The organism is Halalkalibacter sp. HAAS-P013 (assembly GCF_056619925.1).
Window position 1 is genome coordinate 127,322 of sequence record NZ_JBWQTU010000012.1, and the last position, 17,499, is coordinate 144,820.

Here is a 17,499-nt window from a genome sequence, read left to right on the forward strand (position 1 = left end):
TTGCAGATTAATTCTTCGTTTCAATGATGTAAAAGTATATGAAAATGTACATTCTATGAAGGAATCTTACTATAACAAAAAAGAGCAGCAGGCCCTCTGCTACTCTCCTTCTTTATTTACTAGAATAATAATCTTCAATACCTTTGTAGATCGCATTTGCGGCTTTTTCGTTGAAGTTAGAACGCTTCATGATAGATGCATCATTGCTATTTGTAATAAATCCAAGTTCAACTAAAACACTTGGCATATTTGTTTCACTAAGTACAGCGAAATTCGCTGTTTTCACTCCACGATCACGGGTGCCTAATTCATCAACTAGACGTTTATTAATCTTTTCTGCAAGCTTTCTGCTCTCACTGTTTGATGAAGACGATGAGCCAATCCACGTTTCTGTACCATGACCTCCTGAAGGTCCTGAGTTTACATGAATACTTACAAAAATATCAGCTTTTGCATCGTTAGCCATTTTAGCACGTTGATCTAAATCAACAAAAACATCTGTGCTCCGCGTCATAACTGGCTTCGCACCAGCACTTTTAAGCTTCTTTTCTAACTCAAGGCCAACAGCTAATACAATATCCTTTTCCTGCAAACCGTTACCGACTGCGCCTGGGTCACGACCGCCATGTCCTGGATCAATCGCAATGACACGGTTTGATAACTTGGAGTTAGAGTTATTCGATGAATTACTAGATTCCTTTTTGACAAACGTTGAGCTTACAAATCCCCAACCATTGCCAAACTTAATCTTGTACCAAGACCCGATCGTTTCATACACATCAACTTTTTGTCCATTTTTCAAACTGCCAATTGTTGAATGATTCGTCCCTGCACCAGAGCGGACATTTAATGTGCTAGATACATTAACCATACCTGTAAACTGAGCGCTTTCCGGTTTCGGCTGTGATGCGCCTAAGCGATAGGTGGTGTTCATCGCACGAGCCACATATGTAGCAAACTCTGCACGCGAAATGCTTTTTCCCGGTTCAAAGCGTCCACCTGTTTCAACAATGCCATTTTGTTCTAAAGCTTTAATTTCTCTTTGAGCCCAATATCCAGAACTGACATCACTAAAAGAGCTAGATCCAGAACCATTCAAATTAAAGGCACGGGCAATAACCGCTGATGCTTGAGCTTTTGTAAGGTTATCTCCTGGAGAAAAACTTCCATCACTGCGTCCAGTCAAAACTCCCATTGAAGCAGCACGCTCGATCTCTGGCGAAGCCCAATAAGAAAGACTCACATCTCGAAATGTGGCTCTACTAACTTTAAGACCATCTACACCAAGAGCTCCTGTAAGAATGACGGAAGCCTGAGCACGAGTTAACGAGTTATTCGGACGGAATGTTCCATTTGGATAGCCTCCAATAATCCCGTTATCTTTTAAATAATGGATTTCTTTATGTCCCCATGCACTAGATGGGACATCACTAAACGTACTTTGTGCTGAAGCAGTCGTCCCTGTTCCTAACAAAAATAGGGAGAACAAGAGTCCGAAAACTAAAGACAAAGAAACTCCTCTTTTTAACAATTACATGCCTCCCATCGTCGTTTTTTGTTCTATCATAGAATACCATGTAAAATTCTATGAAACTAGCGATTTTAGAAAAATATCGAAATTAGTATTTTTTTCGTATATTTTGTTGATCGTATACTCTATATAAATGTGGTAATCACTTAAAAACCGTTGCCGCTCCCTTCACAATCGTATGAAAAAAAGCTAAAATAAGAAGACTGTTCATATAAGGTGGTAAATTATAATGAAGAAAACTCTTTTTTCTCTTTTTTTAATACTCATTTTCAGTTTTTTATCCGCATGTTCGACAATGAATATGGAGAGGAAGCTTGCTGAAGAACGTCGTATTGATTCGGAACTTTACGCTTATGACGATGAACAATTTCAATATAATGATTCATTGGTTCAAACCCTCGCAGAGCGTTTCCGCTTCGAGAAACTATCGACTACAAATGTAAATAGCATTATGCAAGATGAGATCGCTGCTGGGAATTATAATGAAGTTATTATTTATTTACGTTATCTTTTAGCTGAAGAAGAGTCACAAGCAGCAATGTTTACAGAACGCTATTACGAAGCACTGCAAGCTCACGTGAGAAATACGAACAATCCCTCTCCTAAATTGGTAGAAGATACACTTACCCAAGCTAAACGTCAGTACGAGCGTGAGCCAGAAAGACAAAATAACGTGGCCTATTATGCTTCACTCCTAATTGAGACAAAGTATGATATCGATCAAGGAGTTGAATTACTTTTACAATTGGAAGAAGATTTATACGCTAGTGGAGAAGATCCGAATAAGCAAACATTGCACGCACTTGCCAATGCACATTATGTAAAAGGGAATTACGAAGAAAGCGTGGAGAATTATCTTTTCTTAATCGCCTTGGAACCTGATGATATGTCCCTATACTATACGTTAAGTTACGTATTAGAAGAAATGGGAGAACACGAAGCAGCAGCAGCTTACCTAGAGATGACATACTCTCCTACGACCGATTTTTTAAAGACATACGGTACAGATACGTTCGGGATGTATCGTAGTTATTTTGATTCCAAATTGAATTAGAGAATAATAAAAGGGAGCTTGCAAGCCAAAGACGGAAATCAGTTTGATTTCCGTCTTTTCTTTTTAGGGTCCTCTCCTTTCCTCAAACCAGCTAGTTTATGATGCTTCCAAGTCCATCTTCCGCTACATTGATAAAACTATGAAGCTAGTATAAAATAGACAAGCGATGAGAGGGCCCTAGCTCCTTTGCTTCTTCACTTTGTATCTTAATACTGACAAAAAAAGTGGAGACTACTATAACAAATAGGCATTAGTCAGAGTACAAACGGAGTTTTTGATTAAATGAAATTATTAAATTGGAGATGTATATTATGGTCGATTTAAAATCACCAGAAAGAAGGTTCCGTCCCGAATTAGAAGGGATACGAGCAGTTGCTGCACTTCTGGTTGCAATTTATCATATTTGGTTAGGCTCCGTTTCTGGTGGAGTAGATGTTTTCTTTATTGTATCAGGGTATTTAATTACCACTCTTTTATTATCAAAGATGGAGAAAGTCGGTTCAGTCAACGTATTTGAGTATATATTAGGTTTGGCAAGAAGGTTATTCCCCCTTGCCTTTACCGTTATTTTAGTAACAACCCTTGGTGCTATTCTCCTCTTACCGCATGCACAATGGGGAGAAACGATTCCGCAACTTTTTGCATCAGCGTTATATTATCAAAATTGGCAATTGGCCCACAATGCAGTCGATTATTTAGCACAAAACAATGAAGCAAGTCCATTCCAACATTATTGGGCTCTCTCGATTCAAGGCCAGTTCTATTTACTATGGCCGTTTATTATTCTTGTATCCTTTTTTATTGCTAGAAAAGTGCTAAAAACACCTGCTAGAATGACATTGCTTGCTGTGCTGCTCACTATTTTTGCAGCTTCACTTAGTTATTCCGTGTATATTACGACAGTTAATCAGCCGTGGGCGTATTTTGACACGTTCGCTCGTGTATGGGAATTTAGTTTAGGCGGAATATTGGCGCTACTGATTCCATATCTTTCATTTAATAAAGCAGTTAGTTTTATACTAGGTTGGTTCGGGTTAACGATTATCTTATTAACCGGAATTCTTTTGCCTGTATCAACCGTCTTTCCAGGATATGCTGCGCTATTGCCAACAACCGGGGTCATTTTAGTCATAATCGCAGCTGAGGGGGGCAGTAAGTTGGGAGTGGAGAAGTTACTAGGATCAAAGCCACTCTCATTCTTAGGGAACTTTTCCTATGGAATTTATTTATGGCACTGGCCGATCTTGGTTTTCTATTATGATTACTTTAGGACTGAGACTGTGTCGATCTTTGGCGGGGTTGCGATTATCCTTGCTTCAATAGCATTATCAATGGCATCAGTAAAAATAATCGAGTCACCAGTCCGTAACATGAATGTAAAGCAATCAAAGGTCAAGTTATCAGCCATTTTGGTGAGCTTCATGGTTCCTGTTCTCGTCGCCGGTACCGCTTGGAGCGTATATGTTGCCAATAGCCAATCCTTAGATGGGTACCATTCTATTAAGGATTATCCAGGTGCACAATCGATTTTTTATGGAATTGAACCAACCCCTGGGTTAGAGCCGTTGCCCAATGCCGTTCAGGCAAAAGCTCACTTGCCAACTTTCTATAATGAAGAAGAGTTGAACTGCTACTCCGGTTTAAATGACCCTAGGGTAACGCTCTGCTCGTATGGTAACCTAGAAAACCCTGACTATACGATTGCTCTTGTCGGTGGTTCCCATTCAGGGCACTGGTTCCCTGCTTTAGAAGAAATGTCAGAAAGATTGAATATAAGAATCGATGTTTATAATAAAGATGGCTGCAGATTTTCCGATGATGATTTCGATGGAATCCTGAACGAGTCTTGTATGGAGTGGAATGAAAATGTTCTTGATCCACTAACAACAGATCCACCTGATTTCATATTTACAACAGCAAACGTCAATAGAGGCGATACCGTCCCTCCAGGATATCTCAATCAATGGAAAAAGCTCGAAGGCATTACTGAAGTTATCGCCATCCGTGATAATCCGAGGATGGCAGATGATATTCCTTTATGTGTCGAGGTAAATCCTGATGAATGTTCCGTTCCAAGACAAGACGCCTTGTCCGACATTCCTCCGTGGGAAAACACAGAAGGGATTCCTTCCAATGTATTCTTTATCGACCTATCCGACTATTTCTGTCCCGAGGGAACGTGTGAGGCTGTTATTGGAAATGTATTAATTTACCGTGACAATCATCACCTTTCCACTTTATATTCTGAAACGCTAGGACCTGTTTTAGAGCAATATATGGTTGAAGCTTTTGAAAAGCTGTATAAATAAGAACCATTGCATTTAGGGGGATCGCCCAAGGTCAAACAAAGACCTTAGGTGATCCTAACGGGTTCCGTTAACTATCGCAAACATTAAAAATGTAAAGCAAAATGACCTTCAAATTGTATGGGAATTTGAAGGTCTATTTTTGTTGATATAAAGGGAGTTCGATAATTATTTTCGGGGGATTTGTAATGCAATTTATCTATTAAAATGCGGGGATACAATAGCCAGTGTACCGCAGAAAAAGACACTATATTTTTACTTGCAAATTGATATACAGAAAATATTGGTTAAGCACTGTTATAACTGAATGATAATTTCACTGTGTTTGAAAAATAAAGGGAGAAATTCCGGCTAAATTGGGAAATACCCATATTTCCTTAATAATAAGGGGAGTTTTTCCGCTTATATTATCAAAATCTTTAGATTTTTCCTTAATTAGAGCAGTTAACGGGAATATCTCCGCTTATCTCCGCTTCTTAACCTCCTTTATATACATTAGGAGGAAATTCTCCGCCTATGAATTCTCATACCTGCGCAAAAAGAATTACGTTTTGGTTTGCATTTCCCTTTGCAAATTGACGTTTCGCGATAGGAAACGGAACCCGTTAAGGCGATCCCCTCTTTTTTGCATTTTAAAACAAAAACGAGGCTGGCTCAAAAGGTCTTATCTTTGACCTATGAGCCAGCCTCGTCATCGTATTAATACACGCGCGACGGCATAATTATGGATACTTTTAAGTTAGCATTATGCTCACGGATGGCGTCCATAAATTCTTTGTCTGTCACGCCTTCCTTTAACGTAATCGTATATGTCAGTTGATACATAGTCCCAAGACTTGTCGTTTCAACTTGCTGCATAGTATAGCTTTTCAAGTATTTATCAAACAATTCATCAAATAACTGTTCATAGTGTAAGTTCTCTGGAATTGTTACTTTCAGTGTTTTTTCTTCTACATCTTTCTTACCGTAATCAACAATAAATAAAATGTAGATTAAAACAGACAGCGTAATCGCAAATAAAATAGCTAAAATATAAAAGCCTAATCCGCAAGCAATTCCTGTTGCCATTCCAAAAAAGATAAATGCAATATCTTTCGGATCACTCATCGCACTTCTAAAGCGAATAATTGAGAATGCCCCGACCAAACCGAAGGCTACAGCAATATTATTTCCAATGACAATCATAATGACTGAAACAACGACAGACATAATAATGATTGTATGAATAAATGATTGCGAATATTGACCTTTTTTATGAGTGAGTTTATAAACCCATGTAATCAGTAAGCTTAAAATAAAACTTAAAATAATGGCTGCAAATGACTCAATTACAGCTAACCGTGTAGTATGATCTGCAAAAAATTGAAGTTCTTCAAACAATTGATTCATCGTATTCTCCTCAAGCTAAATAATGACTTTTTCCCTCAATGTTACAGCGTCCCTACGAGCTTCTTCCATTAAATCGATACTTGTACAAAATTTCGAGACACTTTGCTTTTTACATTCAAATTCGCTAAGTAGACGCGTTAACCAAAGCGGGACACTATGCGTAACCTTCACTTCCATAATAACTAAATTCGGATCAACAAAGTGCTTCCCTTGTGGTCCATCTTCTACCCGCAAGTTATCATCACGGCACATTAAATTAAAATCGAACGTCACACGCAAGTCGTCTTCATATAGACCATGGAACGCCTGGCGATCATAGCTGACAATGATTCGAGGATCTAAGTCATATAAGCTCTTGAACGAATGAACCTCTTTTAGGATTTGCGGGTTTGAAAGGTCGTAGCCTTCCATAAAATCAGTTGTGCCACTTTGTAAGTAATGGTAAGCGTCACTTAATTTAATTTTCGTACGACGCTTATTAACAACATTGTTATACTTTTGCTTCACTTCTAAAAATGCGGGCCCCTCAATCGTTGCATCTTCATAAACACGAAGTCGAAGCTTTTGTCTGAACCTAAGTTTATTTCTTGTTTCATAATAAATCTTTTTATCAGGGGAATCAAAATATAAGCTAACAATGTTATAATAACCATTTGTACCAAATTTGTCATATCGCATTCTTTCTAATAAATAAGGGACTAATTTTTCGTAAATATTATATGGGATTAAATATTTCACTTCAAAACGACTAAATATCTCAAGTGCCAAGACCAATCACCACCTTAAATTATATTGGACTTAAGCTTTACAAAGTCTTTATAATAAGACTATTGATTTTTACAGAACGTTAACATAATTAGTAGTATAACACTGGTTGAATTCAACTGTCATTACAAATTCTAAGAGTTTTACTAATGGGAAAATCGTTTTGAATTCATGATCATATTCAGGTTTCATACAGGAGGACTCATAAATTGAAGAAGCAATTGTTTAAGAATTTACTATGGCTTATCCCTATTATTGCCCTAATATGGGGCTTAGGATTTCAAATTGCCGATGATCAAAAATTGGTATTTGAAGATCCTGCTTTTGAAGAAGCCATTCGGACAGAATTACAATTAGAAGAAGAAGCTATCCGCAAAGATATGCTCAATCGAGTAGAAAAGCTCTCCCTAGCAAATAGTGGCATCACCTCCATTGAAGGGATACAAGCCTTTGAGAGCTTAGTAAGTTTAGACATATCTGGCAATAAAATTATTGATTTGCAACCATTGCAACGGATGATTCGACTAGAAAGCTTGGACGTTCGAGATAATAACATTACTACGCTTGAGCCATTAGCTCAATTAAGAGCATTAACTTCCTTAAATGTACGTGGGAATAAAGTTGAGAGCTTGGAACCAATTGGAGATTTAACAAATTTACTTTCACTAAACATTCGTGAAAACAAAATTGATGATTTAACTCCTCTTAGTAAATTGACAGAGCTTAACGACTTAAATGCAAGATATAACGATATTAGATCCGTTGAAGTGTTAACAACGTTACCCACTTTACGTGAGCGTCTTTATTTAGAAGGAAATCCCATTACAGATTGGATCTTACTTTCCGGGGCATATGACTTAATCAAAGATAAAGACTTTGCACGGCCTGAACATCACTTAGTCTTTTCTGAAACAGGTGGATTGTTCGATTCTGAGATTGCGGTAAGCATATCTACTGAAGGAGATGCTGAAGGTGTCATTCGTTATACAACGGATGGTTCAGCTCCAGATGAAACAGCAACTGCTTATAGTGATCCTATTGAAATTGCAAAGAATACGGTTATTCGTGCTAAGTTTTTCGCGGAAGGGATAGAGGAAAGTGATGAGGTTACTCACACATACTTAATTGGTGTTGACACAACATTACCAATTGTTTCTATTTCTACTGATCCAGCCAACCTATTTGACCGAGAAATTGGTATCTATGTACCAGGTATTTACTACAACCCAGATGCACCGAACCCACATCACACTGGAAACTTTGCGCAAAGCGGAGTAGAATGGGAACGCCCAATTAACCTCGAGTTTTTCGAAAAAGACGGAGAGCGAGTCTTATCACAAGGTGCAGGTATCCGAATGCATGGAGGTGCATCAAGGACCGTTGATCGAAAGTCATTCCGTCTTTATGCTAGGAGTGATTACGGTGAAAATAGATTCCGTTACCCATTCTTTGAAGATGACACGCGAAGTGAGTATAACCGGTTACTTTTAAGAAATTCCGGAAACGATTGGAATAACACATTGTTCCGTGATGCCATGCTTCAAGAACTAATAAAAGATTTCGACTTAGAAACACAGTTATACCGCCCTACTACGCTATATGTAAATGGCGAGTATTGGGGTATTTATAACTTGAGAGAGCGGTATGATAGCCATTATTACGAAATCAAACATGGTGTCGACCCTCAAAATCTTGATTTTCTTGAAAGAGATGCAACGATTATAGAGGGAACAAATGATGATTATGTTGCTCTCCTTGCCTATATGAGAGAAAATGATCTATCACAACCTGACGTCTATGAACATGTTGCAAACCAAATTGATGTAAACAATTTTATTGATTATCAAATTGCACAAATTTTTGTCAGAAACACAGATTGGCCGGGAAATAACAACCGTTATTGGCGTGAGCGGCCTGATGGGAAGTGGCGCTGGTCTGTCTATGATCTTGATTTCGCCTTTGACTTACCTGGAGCTATTGGGACCGTTGCTCATCATACGCTCGCGTTTGCTACAGAACCAGGTGGGACAAGCTGGCCAAATCCAGATTACTCGACGTTCTTATTACGAACACTTCTTGAAAATGATTCATTCCGTGAGACATTCATCTCACGCTTTGCTCATTATTTAAATACGAATTTCGAATCAGATCATGTCATTCAAACGATTGATAACATGGCTGCGGTTATTGAGCCTGAGATGCCAAGTCATATAGATCGTTGGGGTGCACCTGTCGATGTTGAAAAATGGAATGATGAAGTCGATACAATGCGCCGCTTTGCCGAAGGGAGACCAGATTTCGTTCAAGCTCATCTTTTGAGCTATTTTAACTTAAGTGGAATAGGTGAAATGACAATAGATACCGTTGATCCTGAGCTAAATTGGAAAATTGCTGGACGAGATGCAAGTGATTTACCTGCTGGATGGAGTGGAACGTATTTTACAGACACACCAATTGATGTATCGTTCCCGGAATTGGAGCAAATCCAAATTGATTCTAGTGATGAAACAGTCGTGGAAGTAGGAGAAAACGGTACATTACTTTTACAAGAAGAGGGATTTTCTACGATTACTTTCTCGACAGCTAATGAAGTTGTTCTTGAGTTAACCATCGATGTCTCTCATATTAAGCAAAACAACGAAACGGTAGAACTAGGTAGTACAGTTGAGTTAATCAATACTAACGTTGTACGCTGGGAAACAAGTGACGCAGATGTTGCTTCTATCGATGAAAACAATGTTCTCCAAATTAATGATTTTGGTTCAAGTGTTGTTACAGGCCACACCCGTGAAGGCAATGTCATTCACATTCTAAATGTTTCTACAAACAATATCGCCGGAACCGCTGATTTTTACAATGCAAATAGTCCGATCTTCCATTACTCTGGAACATGGCAACAAAGCAGAATTGCTGAACATAGAGATCAACTAGCTATCTTCTCAAACGAAAAAGCTAGTGAAGTCTCTTTCACCTTTGAAGGAACAGGATTTATTTGGTATGGATACAGCGCAAGTACTCAAGGGTTAGCTGATGTTTATGTAAACGATGAGCTAATTGCTGAAGTCGACACTTATCAACCTAATGCAGTCTTCCAAAATGAGTTATTTGAGTTGACCGGATTAGAACATGGTGAGCATACAGTTACGATTGTTGTGAAAGGTGAGAGCCGATCTGAAGCTACGAATGAAAGAATTCATATTGATGGGATTCAAGTTTTGAAGTAAGTGAATAACAACGTATGCACACGAGGTATTTTATGTGAAACTCTCGTGTGCATTTTTACATTTTATTGTAGAGATACAAGTTAAAGTTGTAATTTGAGTTATGAGAGACTTTTTGCAACTGATTTACATTAAAATTGGTCTTCATTATAGCTATGAAGCTCATTTTCTCGACCTCTCCCCTCTTCCTTCTGTCTTCATCGGCACTATGAAGACCTTTTCTCAAACTATCTTAAAAAACTTCGGTCTTCATCTATACTAGCGATCTTCTCATATCAGGCTTTTTTAGCGTGCGGAGTCATTGCCACTAAAAAAATTGAATGGTACCTTTTTTCAGTGGCTTCGCTTTTCACTTATATTTCTATTTTCCACTTAAAGCCTCATAGGCATTCTCGTAATAAAATGATAATCTAATATAGGAGTTTTCGACTACTACTTACTAACTTTTATGTGAGGAGCATTTCATTGAGAAGCCTATTTGCCACGTCCATTATTTTAATAACCATTGGTACATGTTTATATAGCATTTTCCAGTCCGAAGAAACCTATAATCCAGAACTTGTTCTAGAGAATAACGAGTCATATGTCCTAGAAAACACATCAAATAAGCTTAACCTATACGCGAAATCAGAGTTTCTTCCTGTACTCATGTATCATCATTTTGAAGAAGAAATCACGAATTACCCATCCATGACCGTAACTCCAGAAATGTTTAAGAGTCAATTACTCGCATTAAAAGAAGCGGGCTATGAAACTATTACGACCGAACAAGCTCTACAGTTTTATCAAAAGAAACATGATGGTCTACCAGATAAGCCCGTTTGGATCACAATCGATGACGGCTATCTAAGTAACTATGAATTTGCTTTTCCGATTTTAAAAGAGTTAAATATGAATGCAACGATCTACGTTATCGCTAGCAAAATGGGGAAAGAACGATTGAACATCCCCCACTTTACATGGGACCATGCTCGTGAGATGGTCCAGTCCGGGTTGATTGATATTCAAAGCCATACGTTTGATTTGCATCATCGAGAAAAAAAGGGCCTTGAAGCCATGCTTCTTCGTGAGGAACGGGATGATCAAGAGGAAATAGACGAGCAATACTATACTCGGATTTTTGATGATTTACAAAAATCAATTGATGTCATTGAAACAGAAATTGGAACAAAGGTCTTCTCCTTCGCTTATCCTTTTGGAGCCTTTAACGATACAACCGAACAAATTGTTCAAGATGTCGGATTTGAATTGGTATTACTAACAGGGAGACGAACAAGCCATATAACTGACAATCCTCTGCGAATTAACCGCCTTAATGTTAATGATAACGTGTCAGGTATAGAATTAATTGAACGAATCGAGACGTTTAAGCCTTCTGTTTTTGATGAAGGGATATAAAGGCATTCAAAAAAGCAGAGCGTGCGAGCACGCTCTGCTTTTATTTATATAGCTTGTTCTCGCAACTGATCAAAGTCAATTGGCTCATTATGATCTCGTAAATTAATAATTACCGACTCATCAATGACATGAAATTCATCAAGAACTTCTACTAAATATCGAAACCTGGTTTGGAACCTTAGGATATCAAACGTTTCTTGATCTACTTGCACAATCATATCAATCCGCTCAATTTCAACTGATTCCATAACAAAATCTAAATCTACTCCTTGTAATTCGCTTAAATTCATTTGTTCAAGGTGACTGCGAACAAGAGGCTTATACTTTTCATCAGAACCTCGAAACGATACTTCATAAGCTGCAACGATTTGCTTGTTTTCATTTTCTTCCAGTTCGAGGTCTACTTCCTCAGCCTCATCAATAACTTCCACTTCTGTCACATCTTCTGCAAATACTACATCCACTTCTTTCATTAGAAATTCATGGCGATATGGCTTATAAATTGATAATAACGAAGATATATTTTCAAAAACTACGTCATCAAATTGTTCACGATCATTTGTTTCCCATGTAGCTCCTTGATGGTCTGGCAAAGTAAGCCATTCATCATCATTTAAATACATTTGAAATTGCAGAGGTTCCCGCAAATCGAGTAAGGACATTTCAATCGTTCCATACATTTCTAACGGCTCAAATTGTACATCTGCCTCCATCGTACTGCGAAATGTCTGCTGTTGAGCTCGTAAGCTTTGCGTCCTTGATAATGACACGGTTTCTAATTGTTCTAATTGGGCCAAGCCTTCATCATAGACTTCTTCCGTTGAAATTGATTCACGACAACCTGTTAAGATGATTATGACCATAAGTATGATCCCTGCTGATATCTTTCTTTTCATAACTATCTCTCCTATTTATGACAACAAATAACTACAATTTACGCCAATTAATCACTCCTCCTATTGTACATAAATGGGTTAGCCGAAAACAAGCGATATTTCATCTAAGAATGAATTCAAAGTAATTGCATCATAAAACTACCAATTATTACAATTTTCTTTTCATTGTTTGACATTATTCTGTTACGAAACTGTAATATTCGACACTTCTTTCTTATGATAGACTAACAGAGTACATACCCGTAATAAATGATATAAAACATACATATTGTAGAAATTTAGGAGTGATTTTCTTGTTTAGTAGAATAATGATGACTCTTCTTGCCGTCATTTTACTAGTTACATTGTATCCTAGTAATCAGGTAAGTGCGTCGTCAACAGCAGACAAAGTCGTTGCAACTGCCAAAGCACAAATAGGAGTTCCTTACAGATGGGGAGGAACAACACCAAGTGGTTTTGATTGTTCTGGATTTATGCGTTACGTTTATGATCAAGTTGGAATTTCGCTTCCACGTACAACTGCAGAACAATATCGTGTTGGGCAAAACGTTTCTAAATCGAACCTAAGACCTGGTGATCTCGTTTTCTTTGAAACTTATCAACCGGGAGCCTCACACTCTGGTGTATACATAGGTAACAATCAATTTGTACATGCATCCTCTTCCAATGGAGTGAGTACGTCTTCCATTAATGATCCTCATTACTGGGGCCCTCGTTATTTAGGGGCTAAACGAGTGATTGAAGAAAAACAACCAACTGTGCAAGAAGCAAAGCCTGTTTCATTGCCAGCTGGTCAATATCATGATGTCGATAACTCTTTTTGGGCACATGACATGATTAAAAGACTTGGAGAATCCGGAATCATTAATGGTTATAGTGACTTTACTTTTAAGCCAAACAATGAAATTACTCGCTCTCAAGTTGCTCGATTATTAGCAAGAGCATTAGACTTAAAACCAACGAATTACTCTGGTGACTTTAATGACGTTCATTCTAATACAAGTGGCTATGATGAAATTCAAGCAGTAGTAGATGCGGGATTATTCAAAGGTGATTCAAATGGCAACTTCCGTCCGAATGATCCATTTACTAGAGCACATATAGCGATTGTGTTTGACCGAGCTTTTGATTTACCTGAAGCTGTAACAGCTGCTGGATTTGCAGACGTTCCTTCATCATCAAATGCGTTTGATGCTATCCAAAGATTGGCAGCAAGTGGAATTACAACTGGACATAATGACAACACATTTAGACCAAATAATTCAACAACCAGAGCACAGCTTGCCGTTTTCTTACACCGTGCATTATATGAATAATATATTTTAAAGTGGATGTCTCAAAGGTCCGCAACAGAGGGGCAATGGCTCCGTTCGCTACGCGCCTTGAGAGGAGAACCCCACTCCTCTCAAGGCTTTTAAAAGATGTAGCGACTACGCTCATTGCTTCGGGGATATCCCAAAAGGTCAAAAGCAGACCTTTTGGGATATCCCCTTTTTTATTTCCAACGATACTCTCTTCAAATTTTTTGAAATTTTAGGTATGATAGTAAGAGTCATCGTTACAAACGAATACGGGGAGGCTGTTCATGAAGGCAAAACCATTTATACTTATAATGTTAAGTCTAGTTTTTTTACTAGGACTTGATCATGCAAAAGAAGTGGAAGAATACATTATTACATTTAACGATCACATAGATGAAGCAGTTTTAGAGAATGCACATATTGAGATTATTGAGCGTTTTGACTTATTTCCAGGTGTGGTTGTGCAAACTAGTAGTGACCAGCTTGAACAACTAATCTTACATTCTAGTATTCATACTGTTGAACCAAACATCCAGCTAACATCAACTTCTTCCACCTCAAAAAATTGGGGAATTGAACATTTAAATATTCCTCAGTCATGGGAGTCTGGTTATTCTGGAAAAGGAGTCAAAATCGCTGTCATTGATAGCGGCATTGCAACGAATCACTCTGCTCTTAAAGTAGCAGGTGGGGTATCCATGGTTAATTATACAAACTCTTACAATGATGATTTTGGACATGGCACTCACGCAGCTGGAATTATTGCTTCCACTGCAAGTAAGGCTCCTGGTGTTTCTCAAGGAGTTCAATTATATGCTGTCAAAACATTGGATCGAAACGGTATGGGACGACTGAATGATACAATTCGAGGGATTGAGTGGGCTGTTAATAATGGAATGGATATTATTAACTTAAGCTTAGGTACCGATGAATCACATACAGCATTAAGGTCTGCAGTAGACGAAGCCCATGAACGCGGTGTAATCATTGTCGCTGCAGCCGGTAACAAGCATAGCAACTTTGATAAGCCTATGCCTGTACAGTACCCTGCACGATACGGAAGTGTGATCGCTGTTTCTGCTCTTGATAAAAATAACAAGATAGCTAAGTTTTCTGCCACAGGCGCAGCCATTGAATTAACGGCACCTGGTGTTGATATTTACAGCACATTTTTAAATAATGGTTTTGCACATATGGATGGAACTTCCATGTCTTCTCCATTTGTTGCTGGTGTCATTGCCCTTTATAAAGAAGCATATCCTAACGCTTCTAATATTGAAATTCGCAGGCTCGTCAGGAACAATGCTCTCGATTTAGGAGTACGAGGGCGTGACGAATTATTTGGCTTCGGACTAGTCCAGCCCCCTATTAAGAAAGGTTCTACTGATCCTACTTTGCATTTTTTCAAAGATGTAAGTATGAATTCATGGGCAGCTGAACATATTAGCTACTTATTTGAAAGAAACATTATTACAGGGTATAACAACAACCAATACTTCAAACCTCAAGATAAGGTGAGACGTGGTCAAGCCGTTGCAATGATTGGGCGTTCCAGTAATTGGGATGGTACACAAAGAAGTACGGGATTTCCAGATGTTAGACAAGACTACTTTGCCTCAGGTTATGTGCTAGAAGCTACAAATAGAGGCGTTTTATCTGGCTACTCAGATGGAACATTTGGACCTAATAACTTTATGACACGTGGACAAATGGTCAAGATTATTGGAAAAGCCTACAATTTAGAAGGAGAAGGAGACTATGAGAAGACGTTCTCTGATGTGAGTGAAACAACAACAGGAGCAGAAGCTCTCCCTATCCTAGTTGAGCTTGGTATTGTCGGTGGATATCCTGATGGAACGTTTCGACCTAATCAACCGATTTCTCGGATTCAATTTGCGGTTATTATGGCAAGATTACTGAACGAGGATTTAAGGGTATAAAAAAATGCTAGAGGCGGTATAACGTCTCCAGCATTTTTTATTTCTACATAAACCACTCTCGACTCCTATGAGGTCTCAGGATATGAGAAAATGAGGCCATTGAAAAAGGTAAAAACCACACCTTTTTCAGTGGCCTTGAGAAAATTGGGCTCGAGACGACGGATCAGTTCCTTCCAATAAAAAAGCGCCTAATCAAGGCGCTTTCTCATTAGAGCTTCTATTAGCAACGTTTTTTATCGTCTACAAAAGCAGCTCCAACAATGATTAATAAAATGAACAGAACTACGATTAACGCAAACCCTGTTCCAGGTCGATGGTACACACCTGCCACCTGTGGACCATAATCGCAGCAGCCATATCCGTATCCATAGTAGCTCATCTTTTCCCCTCCTTCCACCAGTTATGCTACATTGTATGTCCAAATAAAAAATCCGTTTAGGTGATGGTCACAAGTTAGAAAAAATGGGGTAGAAGAATTTTTCACAAAACATAATCTAGGTACAGACAAGCACTCCCTCCTTACTTGTACATATATGAGTAAGAAAGGAGGGGTGAAGCATGAGTAGTTGGTTTTTTTAATGCTAGCTTGTATTTTAACTGGGTTCGCTTTATTAAACTTATCATTTAGTTACAGTTAAACCCTCTACCTGCTCATTTTTCAAAAAATTTCTTCCCTGCCTCTAAACGTTTTCCCACTCCCTCTTATATATACAAAGTGAGAGGAGGTGATACGATGCTAGTCGATTCTCGCTTAATCCTAAGTTTGGAAAACGGTCAAGACAACGAGGGTAACCCAATTCGAAGAACGAAGAGCTTCAACAACGTCAAACCAACAGCTACCGATCAGCAGCTTACATCGGTTGCAACTGTATTAGCTCCTCTTCAAGAGTGGGACCTAGTCTCTGTTGACCGTACGAACATTCACAGCTTGATGTAATGGTTTGAAAAATGACTAGAAAGGAGGAAATACTTTGAGCAAACGACTTGAGTTAGTATTTGAAAACGAAATGGGTGGCAATGTCACTCTTTCTCTAGACAACCCAGTCTACCCACCGAATGCCGCTGCCGTTAGTTCAGCGATGGATACGATTGTCGCGCAAAATGCGTTTCTATCCTCTGGTGGAGACATTGTCGCTAAGAAATCCGCGAGAATTGTTGATCGTACTGTTGAAGATATTGAAATTTAAAGAGTAAGGAGAGGGAGGAAATTGTATCCTCCCTCTTTTTTTCGAAAGGAGGACATTCACATGGATGCATGGCTGCCAGTTTTAAGTGAGTTTGGCTTTCCGGTCATTGTGACTCTCTACCTTCTTCACCGGATAGAGAACAAGCTCGACCTCGTCAACCAATCAATTTTAAAACTGCCAGAAAACTTGTACCAACAGACTTATCGGGGTGTGGAGCAGAAAAAGATGATAGAGTAGCAGGAGACAAAGCTGCCTCAAACCGCAGTCAACTGAACACTAGTTATATAATCCCCTCAATGAAGAACTTTTCTTTGCTCTGTTTTGAGGGTTTGGGTCTTCATCACCTCGATGAAGGCCTTTTCCTTGCTCTATTTTGGCCGATTAGGCTTTCATCAACTCCATGAAGCTCTTTTCCTTACTCCGTGTCATGGCATTGAGTCTTCATCCTCTTTGGCTAAGGCTGCTTTTCGTAAAGATTGTTGCTATAAAGGTAGTTATCCTCGAATCGGCT

General features: G+C 38.6%; 14 protein-coding genes. 9 read left to right on the top strand and 5 right to left on the bottom strand.

Features of this window, described 5'->3' with window-relative positions; translation table 11 throughout:
* Positions 1–112 precede the first annotated feature (112 nt).
* Positions 113–1,531, bottom strand: a complete 1,419-nt coding sequence (locus AC1FXP_RS16460) for an N-acetylmuramoyl-L-alanine amidase (RefSeq protein WP_480063101.1) — start codon at positions 1,529–1,531, stop codon at positions 113–115.
* Positions 1,532–1,760: 229 nt separating this feature from the next.
* On the opposite strand from AC1FXP_RS16460, the gene AC1FXP_RS16465 reads away from it, so the two are divergent.
* Complete coding sequence (locus AC1FXP_RS16465) at positions 1,761–2,585, top strand: tetratricopeptide repeat protein (protein ID WP_480063102.1); 825 nt, start codon at positions 1,761–1,763, stop codon at positions 2,583–2,585.
* 311 nt (positions 2,586–2,896) lie between these two features.
* On the top strand, positions 2,897–4,894 hold the full coding sequence (locus AC1FXP_RS16470) for an acyltransferase family protein (protein ID WP_480063103.1): 1,998 nt from the start codon (positions 2,897–2,899) through the stop codon (positions 4,892–4,894).
* A gap of 696 nt (positions 4,895–5,590) precedes the next feature.
* Here the strand turns inward: AC1FXP_RS16470 and AC1FXP_RS16475 are convergent.
* Positions 5,591–6,280, bottom strand: coding sequence for a DUF4956 domain-containing protein (locus tag AC1FXP_RS16475; RefSeq protein WP_480063104.1), 690 nt, complete (start codon positions 6,278–6,280; stop codon positions 5,591–5,593).
* Between the two features lie 15 nt (positions 6,281–6,295).
* The gene (locus tag AC1FXP_RS16480) at positions 6,296–7,048 is read right to left on the bottom strand and encodes a VTC domain-containing protein (protein ID WP_480063105.1); all 753 of its coding nucleotides are present in this window, start codon (positions 7,046–7,048) and stop codon (positions 6,296–6,298) included.
* A 206-nt stretch (positions 7,049–7,254) separates the two neighbouring features.
* Between AC1FXP_RS16480 and AC1FXP_RS16485 the strand changes: the two genes are divergently transcribed.
* Together AC1FXP_RS16485 and AC1FXP_RS16490 are read left to right on the top strand one after the other, a co-directional pair.
* Positions 7,255–10,269: a CotH kinase family protein gene (locus tag AC1FXP_RS16485; RefSeq protein WP_480063106.1), complete on the top strand. Its 3,015-nt coding sequence runs from the start codon at positions 7,255–7,257 to the stop codon at positions 10,267–10,269.
* Positions 10,270–10,731: 462 nt separating this feature from the next.
* Positions 10,732–11,664 carry a polysaccharide deacetylase family protein gene (locus AC1FXP_RS16490; RefSeq protein ID WP_480063107.1) on the top strand — a complete coding sequence of 311 codons (933 nt, stop codon included), beginning with the start codon at positions 10,732–10,734 and terminating at the stop codon, positions 11,662–11,664.
* Between the two features lie 44 nt (positions 11,665–11,708).
* On the opposite strand, the gene AC1FXP_RS16495 is transcribed toward AC1FXP_RS16490, so the two are convergent.
* Positions 11,709–12,560 carry a DUF6612 family protein gene (locus AC1FXP_RS16495; protein WP_480063108.1) on the bottom strand — a complete coding sequence of 284 codons (852 nt, stop codon included), beginning with the start codon at positions 12,558–12,560 and terminating at the stop codon, positions 11,709–11,711.
* 293 nt (positions 12,561–12,853) lie between these two features.
* On the opposite strand from AC1FXP_RS16495, the gene AC1FXP_RS16500 reads away from it, so the two are divergent.
* Positions 12,854–13,876, top strand: coding sequence for a C40 family peptidase (locus AC1FXP_RS16500; protein WP_480063109.1), 1,023 nt, complete (start codon positions 12,854–12,856; stop codon positions 13,874–13,876).
* A 269-nt stretch (positions 13,877–14,145) separates the two neighbouring features.
* Entirely contained in the window at positions 14,146–15,801 is a 1,656-nt protein-coding gene (locus tag AC1FXP_RS16505) for a S8 family peptidase (protein WP_480063110.1), read from the top strand.
* A 220-nt stretch (positions 15,802–16,021) separates the two neighbouring features.
* Here the strand turns inward: AC1FXP_RS16505 and AC1FXP_RS16510 are convergent, their stop codons facing one another.
* Positions 16,022–16,180, bottom strand: a complete 159-nt coding sequence (locus AC1FXP_RS16510) for a YjcZ family sporulation protein (RefSeq protein ID WP_480063111.1) — start codon at positions 16,178–16,180, stop codon at positions 16,022–16,024.
* 354 nt (positions 16,181–16,534) lie between these two features.
* Here AC1FXP_RS16510 and AC1FXP_RS16515 point away from each other — a divergent pair, with 354 nt between their 5' ends.
* Genes AC1FXP_RS16515 through AC1FXP_RS16525 form a run of 3 tightly spaced genes read left to right on the top strand, consistent with a single transcriptional unit; the run spans position 16,535 to position 17,225 of the window.
* Positions 16,535–16,738, top strand: a complete 204-nt coding sequence (locus AC1FXP_RS16515) for a DUF1659 domain-containing protein (protein WP_250095696.1) — start codon at positions 16,535–16,537, stop codon at positions 16,736–16,738.
* 34 nt (positions 16,739–16,772) lie between these two features.
* Positions 16,773–16,988 carry a DUF2922 domain-containing protein gene (locus AC1FXP_RS16520; protein WP_480063112.1) on the top strand — a complete coding sequence of 72 codons (216 nt, stop codon included), beginning with the start codon at positions 16,773–16,775 and terminating at the stop codon, positions 16,986–16,988.
* Positions 16,989–17,048: 60 nt separating this feature from the next.
* Positions 17,049–17,225, top strand: a complete 177-nt coding sequence (locus AC1FXP_RS16525) for a YvrJ family protein (protein ID WP_332629777.1) — start codon at positions 17,049–17,051, stop codon at positions 17,223–17,225.
* Positions 17,226–17,499 lie beyond the last annotated feature (274 nt).

Coding starts and splice junctions, on each gene's coding strand:
- AC1FXP_RS16470 (WP_480063103.1), top strand. CDS start 2,897: ATGGTCGATTTAAAATCACCAGAAAGAAGGTTCCGTCCCGAATTAGAA.
- AC1FXP_RS16495 (WP_480063108.1), bottom strand. CDS start 12,560: ATGAAAAGAAAGATATCAGCAGGGATCATACTTATGGTCATAATCATC.
- AC1FXP_RS16525 (WP_332629777.1), top strand. CDS start 17,049: ATGGATGCATGGCTGCCAGTTTTAAGTGAGTTTGGCTTTCCGGTCATT.
- AC1FXP_RS16465 (WP_480063102.1), top strand. CDS start 1,761: ATGAAGAAAACTCTTTTTTCTCTTTTTTTAATACTCATTTTCAGTTTT.
- AC1FXP_RS16475 (WP_480063104.1), bottom strand. CDS start 6,280: ATGAATCAATTGTTTGAAGAACTTCAATTTTTTGCAGATCATACTACA.
- AC1FXP_RS16510 (WP_480063111.1), bottom strand. CDS start 16,180: ATGAGCTACTATGGATACGGATATGGCTGCTGCGATTATGGTCCACAG.
- AC1FXP_RS16505 (WP_480063110.1), top strand. CDS start 14,146: ATGAAGGCAAAACCATTTATACTTATAATGTTAAGTCTAGTTTTTTTA.
- AC1FXP_RS16515 (WP_250095696.1), top strand. CDS start 16,535: ATGCTAGTCGATTCTCGCTTAATCCTAAGTTTGGAAAACGGTCAAGAC.